The sequence below is a fragment of the Variovorax sp. Soil_C_39 genome, from assembly GCF_057656815.1.
The window spans coordinates 73,051-86,617 of sequence record NZ_JBDGJQ010000014.1; the positions used below are offsets into that span (position 1 = coordinate 73,051).

At 68.0% G+C, this 13,567-nt stretch carries 12 protein-coding genes and 1 tRNA gene; 10 read left to right on the forward strand and 3 right to left on the reverse strand.

Annotation, left to right across the window (positions count from 1 at the left end; translation table 11 throughout):
- From AC3A6J_RS25185 to rapZ, 3 genes are read left to right on the forward strand one after another with little or no spacing between them, the layout of a single operon-like run.
- On the forward strand, positions 1–912 hold the full coding sequence (locus tag AC3A6J_RS25185; protein WP_487862731.1) for an NAD kinase: 912 nt from the start codon (positions 1–3) through the stop codon (positions 910–912).
- On the forward strand, positions 913–2,598 hold the full coding sequence (gene recN, locus AC3A6J_RS25190; RefSeq protein WP_487862732.1) for a DNA repair protein RecN: 1,686 nt from the start codon (positions 913–915) through the stop codon (positions 2,596–2,598).
- Complete coding sequence (rapZ, locus tag AC3A6J_RS25195) at positions 2,595–3,470, forward strand: RNase adapter RapZ (protein WP_487862733.1); 876 nt, start codon at positions 2,595–2,597, stop codon at positions 3,468–3,470. The genes recN and rapZ overlap by 4 nt, the downstream gene beginning before the upstream one ends.
- Here the strand turns inward: rapZ and mutY are convergent.
- The 3 genes from mutY to mutM form a co-directional block, all read right to left on the reverse strand.
- Positions 3,467–4,633, reverse strand: coding sequence for an A/G-specific adenine glycosylase (gene mutY, locus AC3A6J_RS25200; RefSeq protein WP_487862734.1), 1,167 nt, complete (start codon positions 4,631–4,633; stop codon positions 3,467–3,469). The two genes, rapZ and mutY, sit on opposite strands and share 4 nt — an antisense overlap.
- Positions 4,557–6,518 carry a dynamin family protein gene (locus AC3A6J_RS25205; protein WP_487862735.1) on the reverse strand — a complete coding sequence of 654 codons (1,962 nt, stop codon included), beginning with the start codon at positions 6,516–6,518 and terminating at the stop codon, positions 4,557–4,559. The genes mutY and AC3A6J_RS25205 overlap by 77 nt, the downstream gene beginning before the upstream one ends.
- Positions 6,519–6,605: 87 nt before the next feature.
- Positions 6,606–7,418, reverse strand: a complete 813-nt coding sequence (gene mutM, locus AC3A6J_RS25210; protein ID WP_487862736.1) for a bifunctional DNA-formamidopyrimidine glycosylase/DNA-(apurinic or apyrimidinic site) lyase — start codon at positions 7,416–7,418, stop codon at positions 6,606–6,608.
- A 71-nt stretch (positions 7,419–7,489) separates the two neighbouring features.
- Between mutM and AC3A6J_RS25215 the strand changes: the two genes are divergently transcribed.
- The 7 genes from AC3A6J_RS25215 to AC3A6J_RS25245 all read left to right on the forward strand — a co-directional run bounded on the left by AC3A6J_RS25215 (position 7,490) and on the right by AC3A6J_RS25245 (position 13,498).
- Positions 7,490–9,328, forward strand: a complete 1,839-nt coding sequence (locus AC3A6J_RS25215) for a tetratricopeptide repeat protein (protein WP_487862737.1) — start codon at positions 7,490–7,492, stop codon at positions 9,326–9,328.
- Between the two features lie 5 nt (positions 9,329–9,333).
- Positions 9,334–9,837, forward strand: coding sequence for a lipoprotein insertase outer membrane protein LolB (locus AC3A6J_RS25220; protein WP_487862747.1), 504 nt, complete (start codon positions 9,334–9,336; stop codon positions 9,835–9,837).
- Positions 9,834–10,727 (forward strand): 4-(cytidine 5'-diphospho)-2-C-methyl-D-erythritol kinase, encoded by an 894-nt coding sequence (ispE, locus tag AC3A6J_RS25225; RefSeq protein WP_487862738.1) that lies wholly within the window; start codon positions 9,834–9,836, stop codon positions 10,725–10,727. The genes AC3A6J_RS25220 and ispE overlap by 4 nt, the downstream gene beginning before the upstream one ends.
- 69 nt (positions 10,728–10,796) lie before the next feature.
- Positions 10,797–10,873, forward strand: a tRNA-Gln gene (locus AC3A6J_RS25230).
- Between the two features lie 170 nt (positions 10,874–11,043).
- On the forward strand, positions 11,044–12,015 hold the full coding sequence (locus AC3A6J_RS25235; RefSeq protein WP_487862739.1) for a ribose-phosphate pyrophosphokinase: 972 nt from the start codon (positions 11,044–11,046) through the stop codon (positions 12,013–12,015).
- A 93-nt stretch (positions 12,016–12,108) separates the two neighbouring features.
- Positions 12,109–12,771, forward strand: coding sequence for a 50S ribosomal protein L25/general stress protein Ctc (locus AC3A6J_RS25240; protein ID WP_487862740.1), 663 nt, complete (start codon positions 12,109–12,111; stop codon positions 12,769–12,771).
- Between the two features lie 178 nt (positions 12,772–12,949).
- Positions 12,950–13,498, forward strand: coding sequence for a transposase (locus AC3A6J_RS25245; RefSeq protein ID WP_487862741.1), 549 nt, complete (start codon positions 12,950–12,952; stop codon positions 13,496–13,498).
- The last annotated feature ends 69 nt before the right edge of the window (positions 13,499–13,567 follow it).

The window sequence follows — 13,567 nt, forward strand, 5'->3', positions numbered from 1 at the left end:
ATGACTTCCCGCTTTCGTCACGTCGCATTGATCGGCAAGTACCAGGCTTCCGGTGCCAGGGCACAGGCCGATGCGCGCGATGGCGTGATGGAAGATATCGGCGCTTTCCTCGAATCGCAAGGATGCACCGTGTTCGTCGAGAAATCAGCGGCCGAAGAAGCCGGGTCGGAGGCCCGGGTCGGCGGCCGCTACGAGCCGCTGAGCGTCGAGGAGATCGGGCAGCGCTGCGACCTCGGCCTGGTGGTGGGCGGCGACGGCACCATGCTGGGCATCGGCAGGCAGCTCGGCTGCTACGGCATTCCGCTGATCGGCATCAACCGCGGCCGGCTCGGCTTCATCACCGACATCCCGCTCGACAACTACCAGGCCACGCTGATTCCGATGCTCGCAGGCGAGTACGAGGAAGACCACCGCAGCCTCATGCATGCGCACGTCATGCGCGACGGCGCCTCCGTGTTCGAGGCGCTGGCCATGAACGACGTGGTGGTCAACCGCGGCGCCACCTCGGGCATGGTCGAACTGCGCGTGTCGGTCGGCCGGCATTTCGTGGCCAACCAGCGCGCCGACGGCCTGATCATCGCCACGCCCACGGGGTCAACGGCGTACGCGCTCTCGGCCGGCGGCCCGCTGTTGCATCCCGCGGTGCCGGGCTGGGTGCTGGTGCCGATCGCGCCGCACACGCTGTCGAACCGGCCGGTGCTGCTGCCGGACGCCGACGAGATCGTGATCGAGCTCGTGTCGGGCCGCGACGCGAGCGCCAATTTCGACATGCAGTCGCTCGCATCCCTCGCGATCGGCGACCGCGTGGTTGTCCGCCGCTCCGACTACCGGGTGCGCTTCCTGCACCCGCGGGGCTGGAGCTATTTCGACACGCTGCGCAAGAAACTGCATTGGAACGAAGGGGGCTCCTGAATGGCGCTGCGACGCATCGCCCTGCGCGACTTCGTGATCGTGCGATCACTCGAACTCGACCTGTCGTCGGGTTTCACGGTGCTGACGGGTGAAACCGGCGCCGGCAAATCGATACTGATCGACGCCCTTCAGCTCGCACTCGGCAACCGCGCCGACGCGGGCGCGGTGCGCGAGGGCGCCGAACGGCTCGACGTGAGCGCCGAGTTCGATCCCGATCCGGCTTTCGACGCCTGGCTCGACGAGGGCGGATTCGAATCGGGCGACGTCCTGCTGCTGCGCCGCACGGTCGACCTGCAGGGCCGCAGCCGCGGCTGGATCAACGGCAGCCCGGCCACGGCCACGCAGCTGCGCGAACTCGGCGACCGGCTGCTCGACATCCACGGCCAGCATGCCTGGCAGAGCCTGACGCGGCCCGACGCGGTGCGCGGCCTGCTCGACGCCTATGCCGGCGCGCGCACCGACGCACTCGACGCCGCCTGGCAGGCCTGGCGCCAGGCGCTTTCGGCGCTCGACCATGCGCGCTCGGCGCAGGATTCCCTGCAGCGCGAGCGCGAGCGGCTGCAGTGGCAGATCGCCGAAGTGGCGAAGCTGGCACCGGCCGAGGGCGAGTGGGAAGAACTGTCCACCAACCACGCGCGCATCTCCAATGCACAAGCGCTCATCGATGCAGCGCAGGGCGCCAGCCAGGCGCTTGAAGATGACGACGGCGGCGCGCTCGCCGCGCTGTCGCGCGCGGTGACGCTGCTGCAGAACTGCGCGCACATCGAGCCCCAATTCCAGGCGCTCGGCGAGGTGCTCGCGTCGAGCGTGGCGCAGGCGTCCGATGCCGCCCATTCGCTGCACGGCTACCTGCGCAATGCCGAGGTCGACCCGCAGCGCCTTGCCGAACTCGACGAGCGCATGGGCCTGTGGATGTCGCTCGCGCGCCGCTACAAGCGCACGCCCGACGACCTTCCGGCGCTGCTGGCGGGCTGGCAGGCCGAGCTGCAGGCGCTCGATGCGCAAAGCGATCTCGACGGCCTCGAGCGCGCCGAGCAGGCCGCGCAGCAGGCCTACATGAAGGAAGCCAAGGCGCTTGCCAAGGCCCGCAAGCAGGCGGCACCGCGGCTTTCCGACGCCGTCACGCAGGCGATGCAGGGGCTCGGCATGCAGGGCGGCCGCTTCGAGGTCGCGCTGCAGCCACTCGCACAGCCCGGTCGCGCGGGGCTCGAAGAAGTCGCCTTTCTTGTGAGCGGCCATCCCGGCAGCACGCCGCGTCCGATCGGCAAGGTCGCCTCGGGCGGCGAACTCTCGCGCATCGCGCTGGCCATTGCCGTCACCACCAGCCAGCTCGGCGGCGCGCAGACGCTGATCTTCGACGAGGTCGATGCCGGCGTCGGCGGCGCGGTCGCCGAAACGGTCGGTCGACTCATGAACCAGCTCGGGCGCGACCGCCAGGTGCTGGCAGTCACCCACCTGCCGCAGGTCGCGGCCTGCGCCGACCACCACCTGGTGGTGGCCAAGCGCCAGGTGGCGGGCGGCGGCACCGAACCCGGCCCACGCACCGAGAGCGGCGTCTCGCGGCTCGACGACGACAGCCGCGCACGCGAGATCGCGCGCATGCTCGGCGGCGAGAAGATGTCGCAAACCTCGCTCGCGCATGCCCGCGAGATGCTGGGCCACAAGACCTCGGCGGCGGTGCCATGAACCTCGACCTGGTGCTCATCACCGGCATGTCGGGGTCGGGCAAGTCGGTCGCGCTGCATGCGCTCGAAGACGCGGGCTACTACTGCGTCGACAACCTGCCGCCCGAACTGCTGACGCCCTTCATCGCACTGCAGCACGAGCAACAGGCCACGCGCGTGGCGATCGCCATGGACGTGCGCAGCGGCGTCTCGCTGCCAATCGTGCCGCAGCAGCTCGAGGCGCTGCGAAACGATGGCGTTTCGCTGCGTTCGCTGTTCCTCGACGCCACCACCGACGCGCTGCTGCGCCGCTATTCGGAAACCCGCCGGCGCCACCCGCTTTCGCGCCAGGAGCCCCGCACCAACCTGCCGGAGCAGGAGCGCGTGCTGACACAGGCCATCGAGCTCGAGCGCGAGTTGCTGGCCGACCTGCGCGACGGGGCCGACGTGATCGACACCAGCCTGATCCGGCCGGCCCAGTTGCAGAGCTATATCAAGGCCCTGATCTCGGCGCCGGAGAGCGCGCTGACGCTGGTGTTCGAATCGTTCGCCTTCAAGCGCGGCGTGCCGCTGGACGCCGACTTCGTGTTCGACGTGCGCATGCTGCCCAATCCGCACTACGTGGCCACGCTGCGCCCGCTCACGGGCCGCGACACGCCGGTGATCGACTGGCTGCGCGAGCACGACGACGTGGCGCGCATGTACGACGACATCGAGCAGTTTCTCTCGCGCTGGCTCGATGCGATGGCGCGCGACCACCGCAGCTACGTGACGGTGGCGATCGGTTGCACCGGCGGCCAGCACCGCTCGGTGTTCCTGGTCGAGCAGCTGGCGCGCGCTTTCGGAGCGCGCTGGGGCGCACTCAAGCGCCATCGCGAACTCGACGCGGTCTAAACCAGCGAGGGCTGGCCCGCCTGCGCTTGCAGCAGCAGCTTGCGCACCGGCGCCGGCAGCCCGAGCCCGGCCCATTCGGTGGCGTCCACCCAGCGCGCGGCGTCGCCCATGGGCTGCGCGCCCTGCAGCAGCACCGGATGCAGGTGCAGGTCCTTGTGGGTGAGCACATGCACGAAGGGCGCCAGGTCTTCGGCCTGGCCCCAGGCCGATTCGGGCAGCGCCGCGAGCAGCGCTTCGCGACTGTCGAACACCGGCAGGCAGAAGAGGCCGGCCCAGATGCCTTTCGCCGGCCGCTTCTCGAGCCAGACGCGATCTTCGGCATCGCGTGCGAGCAGCACCCAAAGCGCCTGCGCGCTGCGCTTGAGCTTGCGGGTCTTGACGGGATAGCGCTCCGGCTCGCCTTCGCGGCGCGCAACGCAGTCGCCATTCACCGGGCAAATCATGCAACTCGGCTTGCGCGGCAGGCAGACCGTGGCGCCCAGGTCCATCAGCCCCTGCGTATAGCCCGCGATCGCTTCCGTCTCTTCCGCCGGTGGCAGCAGTTGTGTGGCTAGCGCCCAGAGTGCACGCTCCTGGGCGGCCGACGACAGGTCGCCAGCGAAGCCGAGCACCCGCGTCAGCACGCGCTTGACGTTGCCATCGAGGATCGCGACGCGTTCGCCGTAGCAGAAGGCCGCGATGGCCGCGGCGGTGGAGCGGCCGATGCCGGGCAGGGTCATGAGTTCGGCGGCGGTGCGCGGAAACTCGCCGCCGCAGCGCGCCACCACCTCCTGCGCGCAGCGGTGCATGTTGCGTGCGCGGCTGTAATAGCCCAGGCCGCTCCAAAGCCCGAAGACCTCGTCCTCGGTGCCTGCGGCAAGCTCGCGCACGCTCGGAAACCGCGCGAGAAAACGCGCGAAGTAGCCGAGCACCGTCGACACCTGCGTCTGCTGGAGCATCACCTCCGACAGCCAGACGCGGTAGGGATCGCGCGTGTTCTGCCAGGGCAGCTCGCTGCGGCCGTGGCTGCGCTGCCAGGCCACGATGCGCGCGGCGAAATCGGGTGGAAGCCGCTGCAGCGGCACCGCGCCGCCGCCCCGCTCGCGTTCAGGCCGCACGCAGTTCGCCGACAGGCGCCGGCGCGGCAGGCCTTGACTGTTGCGTGACCATCGAGGTGAATTCATGCAACCGCTGCTGCAGCTCGGTCAACCCGCGCTCCTGTGCGGCGAGTTCGAGCAGCCGCTCGTCGAGGCTGCCGGCCGCATTCTGGATGCGCTCGATGGCTTCGATGCGCTTGCGGAAGTTGCGGCGGCGCTCCCGCAGCTGCGCGTCGATCTGGGCGCTCGCGCCCTTGCTCCAGCGCTCGACCTCGGCCATCGCCGCCTCGTTGACGAGCCGCAGCCGGCTGGCGAGCGCACGCACCAGCTTGTCGCAGAAGTCGGCCTGCGCGAGCTTCAACAGGTTGCCCACGCCCAGGTAGTGCACATGGCTGCGCTCGATCTGGCTCAGCTCCTGCTCGAAGCCGGAGAGGTCGGGCTCGGCCGGCGCCTGCAGCGCAAAGCCCTGCTCGGCGTTGAGCTGGCGGAAGGTGGCGTGGAGCATCGACTGGATCTCGGCCGTGGTGGCCTGCACCTCGCGCAGGTTGTTGCGCAGCGCGTCGAAGGTTTCGCCATACACCTTGCGCACGTTGAGCTTGACGCCCGAGCCCCTGAGCGCGGCCGAGAGCCGCACCATGTCGGCCTTGAGCGCGGTGCGGCCGAGCACCGCATACACCTCGCGCAGCAGCTTGCCCTGCACCGAACGCAACGCGAGGATGCGCGTGTGGCTGCCCTCGAAATCGGCCTGCTCCTGGTCGATGCGCGCACGCATGTGGCGGATCACCGAGACGTTCTTGCCGCGCAGGCCCTGCAGTTCGAGCGCCTGCTCCGACAGGTCGCGCTGGCGCACCTTCAGGATGCGCTCGGCCTCGGTGCGCAATGCCACCATGCCGCCATCGACCGCGAGCCGCAGCATGGTCTCGCGCCGGCCGAGCACGCCTTCGCCGAGCAGCGTCTCGAGCGCCGGCAGGCGGCTTGCGCCGAGCAGCCGCGCATCGCGCTGGATCTTGGCCTGCAGGCCCTTCTGTGCCGACACCGGCAGCACCTGCGCCAGCGGCACCTCGAGGAATTTGGCCGCGACTTCGCGCTGCCGCTCGATCTGCATCTCGATCTGCGCGGGCGTACTCAGCGCGTCCCAGAGCGTGTCGATCTTGTTGAGCACCACGAATCGCGTGTCGCTGCCTTCGTTTTCGGTGACCAGGTGTTCGCGCCAGATGGCAAGGTCGGACCGCGTCACGCCGGTCTCGGCGCCGAGGATGAAGACCACCGCATGCGCCTGCGGAATCAGGCTGACCGTGAGTTCGGGTTCGGCGCCGATCGCATTCAGGCCCGGGGTATCGAGGATCACCAGCCCCTGCTCGAGCAGCGGATGCGGCATGTTCAGGATGGCGTGGCGCCAGCGCGGAATCTCGACCCGGCCTTCGGCGTCCTGCACCGGGTTGTCGTCGGGCGTCTCGTCGCTCCAGAAGCCCAGCGCGCGAGCCTCGTCCTTGACGACCCAGCGCACCTCGGCCACCTTGCCCATGGCCTGCGCCAGCTGGTCGGCATCGCCCATGTCGATCGCGATCTCGTTCCAGCGTGCCGGCTTCTCGCGCCAATGCGTGAGCGAGTGGGGCTCGAGGCGGGTTTCGATCGGAAGCAGCCGCAGCTTGGGCGCCACCGCGGCGTCGTAGCCGAGCTCGGTCGGGCACATGGTCGTGCGGCCGGCGCTCGCCGGCATGATGCGGCGGCCGTAGCCCGCAAAGAAGATCGCGTTGATGAGCTCCGACTTGCCGCGCGAGAACTCCGCGACGAAGGCCACCATCACCTTGCTGGTGCGGATCTGCAGCTCGAGCCCGCGCAGGCGCTCGGCCACGGCTTGGTCGAGCAGCTCGTTCTCGTTCAACCAGCGCGACAGCCACTGGAGGCGATGCGCAAAATTGCTCCGCCAGGCACCGTGCTGGTCGAGTTGTTGATTGAAAGAGCGGCTCAAGGGGAAATGTAAAAGATTATTTACAAATATAGCACCGCAGGTCACCACGTGCCGCCGACAAGGCCGCCGGGAACTGCACCGAAGGCCCTATTTCTGGCACTTCGGACAATAGTAAGTGGAACGCTGCCCCTGGCGCAGTTGCCGGATCGGCGTTGCACAGACCCGACATGGCTCGCCCGCCCTTCCGTAGACCGCGGCCTCGAGCTGGAAGTAGCCGTTCTGTCCGTCCACGTTCGAAAAATCGCGCAGCGTGCTGCCGCCCTTCTCGACCGCCCTCGCGAGGATCTCGCGCACCGCGGCATGGAGGCGGGCCGCCCTCGGCCGGCTGATGCGCTCGGCCGGCAAAGTCGGCCGGATGCCGGCCTGGAACAGCGCCTCCGACGCATAGATGTTGCCGACGCCGACCACCACGTCGCCCGCGAGCAGCACCTGCTTCACCGCGGTGCGCCGCTTGCGCAGCCCGGCGTGAAAGGCATCGAGATCGAAGGCATCGCCCAGCGGCTCCATGCCGAGCCCGCCGAGCAGCTTGACGGCCCAGGGCGCGGCCTCGTCCTCGACGTACACCACCGCACCGAACCGGCGCGGATCGTTGAGCCGCAGGGTGCCGCGGTCGGTGACGAGATCGAAGTGGTCGTGTGCGCCGGGCGAAGGCAGCACCGCATCGAAGCGCAGGCTGCCCGACATGCCCAGGTGCAGCAGCAGCAGGCCGCGGTCCAGGTCGACCAGCAGGTATTTGCCACGCCGGCGCACCGCGAGCACCTGGCGCCCGATCAGCGTGCCGGGCTCGACCATCAGCGCCCAACGCAGCGGCTTGCCGATGCGCACCGCATCGATGCGCGCGCCGGCAATGCGCTCGGCGAATCCGCGCCGGGTCACTTCGACTTCGGGAAGCTCTGGCATGAAATGAAGACTCCGGGCTTCGACGAAGCCCCACGCGATGCTCGCTCAAAAGCTTGGATTATTATGGTTCGATGATTCCATCGCTCCGCCGACACCGCCTTGCGGCGGCCGCATCTCTCGTGCTGTTGGCATGTGCCGTCCAGGCGCAAACCTCCGATCCCGCCGCGCCCGAAAGCCCCGCGCCCATCATCGAACGGCCCATGCCGTCGCCGGCAAGTCCGGCCACGCGGCCCGCCGCTGCCAAGCCCGCCAGCGAAACCGCCGCTGCACAGCCTTCTGCGCTGACGGCCGAGCTGTTCTACGAGATCCTCATGGGCGAAATGACCGCGCGCAGCGGCGACCCCGGCTCGGGCTATGCGCTGGTGCTCGATGCAGCCAGGCGGCTGCGCGACGGCAAGCTGTTCCAGCGTGCGGTGGAAATCGCGCTGCAGTCGCGCTCGGGCGATGCGGCGCTTGCGGCCGCGCGCGCATGGCAGGAGGCGCTGCCGAATTCGCGCGATGCGCGCCGCATCGAACTGCAGATCCTGATCGCGCTCAATCGCATTGAGGAAAGCGTCGAGCCGCTGCGCGCAGAGGTCGCCGCCACGCCGCAGATCGAACGGCCGCTGCTGATGGCGGTGATCGTTCGCAATTACGCGCGTTCGCCCGACAAGAAGCTGGCCGCCTCGGTGGTCGAGCGGGCGCTGGCCGACGACCTCCGGAACCCCTCCACCGCCGGACTCGCATGGGCCACGGTCGGCCGGTTGCGCCTGAATGCCGGCGATCCGTCGGGCGCGCTCGAGGCCGCGTTCAGGGGCCAGGAGATCGCCCCCGCCTCCGACGCGCCGCCCGCGCTTGCGCTCGAATTGATCGGCCCGGGCCAACCGCTCGCGGAGCCGATCGTCACGCGCCACCTCGCGAACAACCCCAAGGCCTCGCCCGAGCTTCGCATCGCCTATGCGCGCGTGCTGGTCGAGAACCGGCGCTACACCGACGCCACCGCGCAATTGCAGGCGCTGACCTCGGCGCGGCCCGAGCTGGCCGAGCCTTGGCTGCTGCTCGGCAGCCTGCAGGCCCAGGCGCGGCAGGACGCGGCGGCCGAGACCTCGCTGAAGCGCTATGTCGAGCTCTCGGCAAGCCAGAAGGAAGAAGACGAACGCCAGCGCGGCACGACGCAGGCCTACCTCGTTCTCTCGCAACTGGCCGAGCGGCGCAAGGATTTCAACGGCGCCGAACACTGGCTCTCGCGCATCGAAAGCACCGAAGACCTCACGATCGCGCAGACGCGCCGTGCCGGCCTTCTCGCGCGCCAGGGCAAGCTGCCGCAGGCCCGCGAGATCATTCGCGCCCTGCCCGAGCGCAACGCCGACGAGAAGAAGCAGAAGCTCCTCGCCGAAGTGCAGCTGCTGCGCGAGGCCAAGCAATACCAGGCCGCCTACGACCTGCTCGTCCAGGCCGCCGCCGCAGCGCCCCAGGACAACGACCTGGTCTACGACCAGGCCATGATCGCCGAGAAGCTCAACCGCCTCGACGAGATGGAGCGTCTGCTGCGCCGGCTCATCGAACTCAAGCCCGACAACCAGAATGCGTACAACGCGCTCGGCTACTCGTTCGCCGATCGCAATATCCGCCTCGATGAGGCGCGCACGCTGATCCAGAAGGCAGTGCAGCTCGCGCCCGAGGATCCGTTCATCGCCGACAGCCTGGGCTGGGTCGAATTCAGGCTCGGCAACACCGCCGAGGCACTGCGCATCCTCGAAGCGGCCTACAAGACCCGGCCCGATCCCGAGATCGGTGCGCATTTCGGCGAAGTGCTGTGGACCGCCGGCCAGAAGGACCGCGCCGTCACGATCTGGAAGGAAGCCCTGCTGAGCGACGCCGAGAACGAGACGCTGCAGGAAACGCTCAAGCGCCTCCGGATCAAGCCGTGAACACGATGGCGACCGACCCCGGGCGCCGGGGCCTGCTGGCGGCGGGCGCCGCGGCGCTGCTCGTGGCGAGCGGCTGCGCGCAGCTGCCCGGCCAGCGCACTCCGCAGGGTTCGGATTCGTGGAGCGGGCGCATGTCGCTGCGCATCGACACCCAGCCGGTCCAGACCTTCTCGGCCCTGTTCGACTTGCGCGGCTCGCCCGAAGCCGGCGAGCTCTCGCTCACCAGCCCGATCGGCAGCACGCTGGCCCAGTTGCACTGGGCACCGGGCGAGGCCCTGCTCAAGAACGGCAGCGAGGTCCGGCGCTTCGACTCGGTCGATGCGTTGATCGAGGCGGCCACCGGCGCGGCCATTCCGGTGGGCGCGCTGTTCGCCTGGCTCGCGGGCCGCAACGAGCCGGTGCCGGGCTGGCGCGCCGACCTCGCCCAGGTCGCGAACGGTCGCCTGCAGGCCACGCGCGAAGCACCGGGTCCCACGGCCGACCTGCGCATCGTGTTCGAGCGGTCATGAAGGCGATCTACGACCTTCCCGCGCCGGCCAAGCTCAACCTCTTCCTGCACATCACCGGCCGGCGCGATGACGGCTATCACCTGCTGCAGTCGGTCTTCATGCTGATCGACTGGTGCGACACGCTCCACGTCGAGTTGCGCCGCGACGGCCAGCTCAGCCGCGAAGACCTGACGACCGCGCTGCCGCCCGACGACCTGGTACTGCGCGCGGCCCGGGCGCTCCAGGCCTATGCGCCGCCCGGCCTCGGTGCGCACATCGGCGTTGCCAAGTCGGTGCCCGCGCAGGCCGGCATGGGCGGCGGCTCCTCGGATGCCGCGACCTGCCTGCTGGCGCTGAACCGGCTCTGGCAGCTGGACCTTCCCCTGTCGCGGCTCGCCGAGATCGGCCTGGGCCTGGGGGCCGACGTGCCTTTCTTCCTGGGTGGGCGGAATGCCTGGGTCGAGGGAATCGGCGAACAGATTCGGCCCGTGTCGTTGCCCGCCGCGCGCTTCGCGGTGGCCAAGCCTCCCGAAGGACTCGACACCCGGTTAATTTTTTCTGCCCCCGATCTTCAACGCGCAACTCCTGTTGCTATAATCTCGGGCTTTGCTGCAGATAGCGAACAGCTTGAAGCTCCAGACCCTGATCACCGGCTCGGTGATGCGGTCTTCGACTTCGGCCACAACGACCTGCAGCCGGTTGCCCAGCGGCTTTGTCCCGCGGTTTCCGATGCCATCGAATGGCTCGGCACCCAAGGACTCCATGCCCGGATGACCGGCTCCGGAAGTTCGGTGTTCGCGAAAATGCCGCAAGCGCCGCACGAAGCGCAACTGGCCAAGGCCCCCGCGGGCTGGCAGGTTCGTCAGTGCAGCAATCTGGCCGTTCACCCCCTCAAGGGATGGGCGACCTGAAAGATAATCGGATCTTCATCGGTCCGATGCGACATATATCGGTGGGTGGCGCAAGCCATCAACCTGTGTAGGGGAGTCGCCAAGTTGGTTAAGGCACTGGATTTTGATTCCAGCATGCAAAGGTTCGAATCCTTTCTCCCCTGCCAAATCTTTCGGGCTGCGGTCTCACCCACCGCGGCGCCTTGCAAACTGCGGCCCGAGGGCCGCAGTGTTTCTTCTGCAGCCCACCGGCTGCAATAATCGACGGCTCTCGAGCCGCCACACTTGAACTCTTTGGTGGCTTCCTCTTAGCCAATCGCACTGCCGGGACGCGCTCATGCAGGCCAATCACCCTGATTTCATGGTTTTCACCGGCAACGCCAATCCTGGCCTCGCCGCAGAAATCGCGCACAACCTCGGCACCTCGCTCGGTGCCGCGCGCGTGGGCCGCTTCTCCGACGGCGAGGTGACGGTCGAGATCAACCAGAACGTCCGCGCCCGCGATGTCTTCGTCGTGCAATCGACCTGCGCGCCGACCAACGAGAACCTCATGGAACTGCTGATCATGGTCGACGCGCTCAAGCGCGCTTCGGCCGGGCGGATCAGCGCCGTGATTCCCTACTACGGCTATGCCCGCCAAGACCGCCGCCCGCGTTCGAGCCGCGTGCCGATCTCGGCCAAGGTGGTGGCCAACCTGCTCGAAACGGTGGGCGTGGAGCGCGTGCTCACGATGGACCTGCACGCCGACCAGATCCAGGGCTTCTTCGACATCCCGGTCGACAACATCTATGCGTCGCCGGTGCTGCTGGGCGACCTGCGCCAGCGCAACTACGAAGACCTGATCGTGGTCTCGCCCGACGTCGGCGGCGTGGTGCGTGCGCGTGCGATCGCCAAGCAGCTCAACTGCGATCTGGCCATCATCGACAAGCGCCGCCCCAAGGCCAACGTCAGCGAAGTGATGAACGTGATCGGCGAGATCGACGGCCGCAACTGCGTGATCATGGACGACATGATCGACACCGCGGGCACGCTGGTGAAGGCGGCCGAGGTGCTCAAGGAGCGCGGCGCCAAGAGCGTCTATGCCTATTGCACGCACCCGATCTTCTCGGGCCCGGCCATCGAGCGCATCACGCAGTCGGCGATCGACGAAGTGGTCGTGACCAACACCATTCCCCTTTCCGACGGCGCCCTCGCCTGCGGAAAGATCCGCCAGCTTTCCGTGGCACCGCTGATCGCCGAGACGATCCAGCGCATTGCCAAGGGCGAGTCGGTGATGAGTTTGTTCTCGGACCAGGACAACCTGTTCTGACCGGGCAAAAAGCGGGCGCCCTCCACTTTGAGGAACGGCGCCCTTGTTGAACCGGAGTCGCACTGGTCGCGGTGGGCTCCCACAGGAGTTGTTATGAAATTCGTCGCTTTTGAGCGCGCAAAGCAGGGCACGGGTGCGAGCCGCCGTCTCCGCGTTACGGGCAAGACGCCCGGCATCGTCTACGGTGGCGAAGCCCAGCCGCAACTGATCGAGCTCGATCACAACGCGCTGTGGCACGCCCTCAAGAAGGAAGCGTTCCATTCGTCCGTCCTCGAGATGGAGCTCGCCGGCGCCACCACCAAGGTGCTGCTGCGCGACGTGCAATACCACCCGTTCCGCCAGCTGGTGCAGCACATCGACTTCCAGCGCGTCGATGCCAAGACCCGCCTGCACATGAAGGTGCCGCTGCACTACAAGGGTGAGGAAGAGTCCGACGCCGTCAAGCTCGAGCACAACCTCGTGACGCACGTGATGACCGAACTCGAAGTCAGCTGCATGCCCAAGGACCTGCCCGAGTTCATCGAGGTCGACCTGTCCGGCCTGAAGAAGCAAGCCACGCTGCACGTGAGCGACATCAAGCTGCCCCGCGGCGTGAAGTTCGTGAGCCACGGCAAGACGAACCCGGTCATCGTGTCGGCCGTGCCGCCGCTGGTCGCCGAAGAGCCCGTGCCCGCCGTTGAAGGCGAAGCACCCGCCGAAGGCGCTGCTGCTGCTGCCGCCGGCAAGCCCGCTGCCAAGACCGCGAAGAAGAAGTAATTCCTCGACGCTGCCGCCAAAGTGCCAAAGGCCCGCTTCGTCAGTCTGTGTAAATAGTCGGCGTTGAGTCCGCGAGAAGTGCCCTCCAGGCGTTGTCTGGAGGGCATTTTTCATTGGAGGCTGACCAATGGGACATCGACACGGACAGGCGCGGGGACAGGCGACGTTGTTCCCACTGATGCTCGACGAGCTGGTAGGTCAGGAAGCACTGGTTCGGGTGGTGGACGCCTGGGTGCAGGCGCTGGACCTGAAGGCGCTGGGCTTTGCCAAGGCGCAGGCGCAGCGTCTGGGAACACCGCCCTACGACCCGGGCGATCTCTTGCGGCTGTACCTCTGGGGGTACCTGAGCGCGATCCGTTCCTCGCGGGCACTGGAGCGCGAGTGCCATCGCAATGTGGAGTGCATGTGGCTGCTGGGGCGCCTGGCCCCGGATCACAAGACCATCGCCGAGTTCAGGCGCCAGAACTCGACGGCCCTGGTGGCCAGCTGTGCAGCCTTCGTGCAGTTCGCGCGGGCCAGCCGGCTGATTCAAGGATCCACCGTGGCCATCGATGGCTCGAAGGTGCAGGCGGTGGCCTCGCGCAAGGCGGTGGTGGGCCAGTGTGAGTTGGCCGCCCAGGCGCAGCGCAACGCGCAGGAGATCGCGGCTTATCTGCGGTTGCTGGACAGGCGGGACAGAGAGGATGACCAGGGCAGCGATGGCGCCGAAGGGGGCACTGGCTGTTGAGTTCCATGCAATCCTGACCCGGCATTTCCATCCAATATTGACCCACCCTCTTTGCGAGCCTGGCGGCTC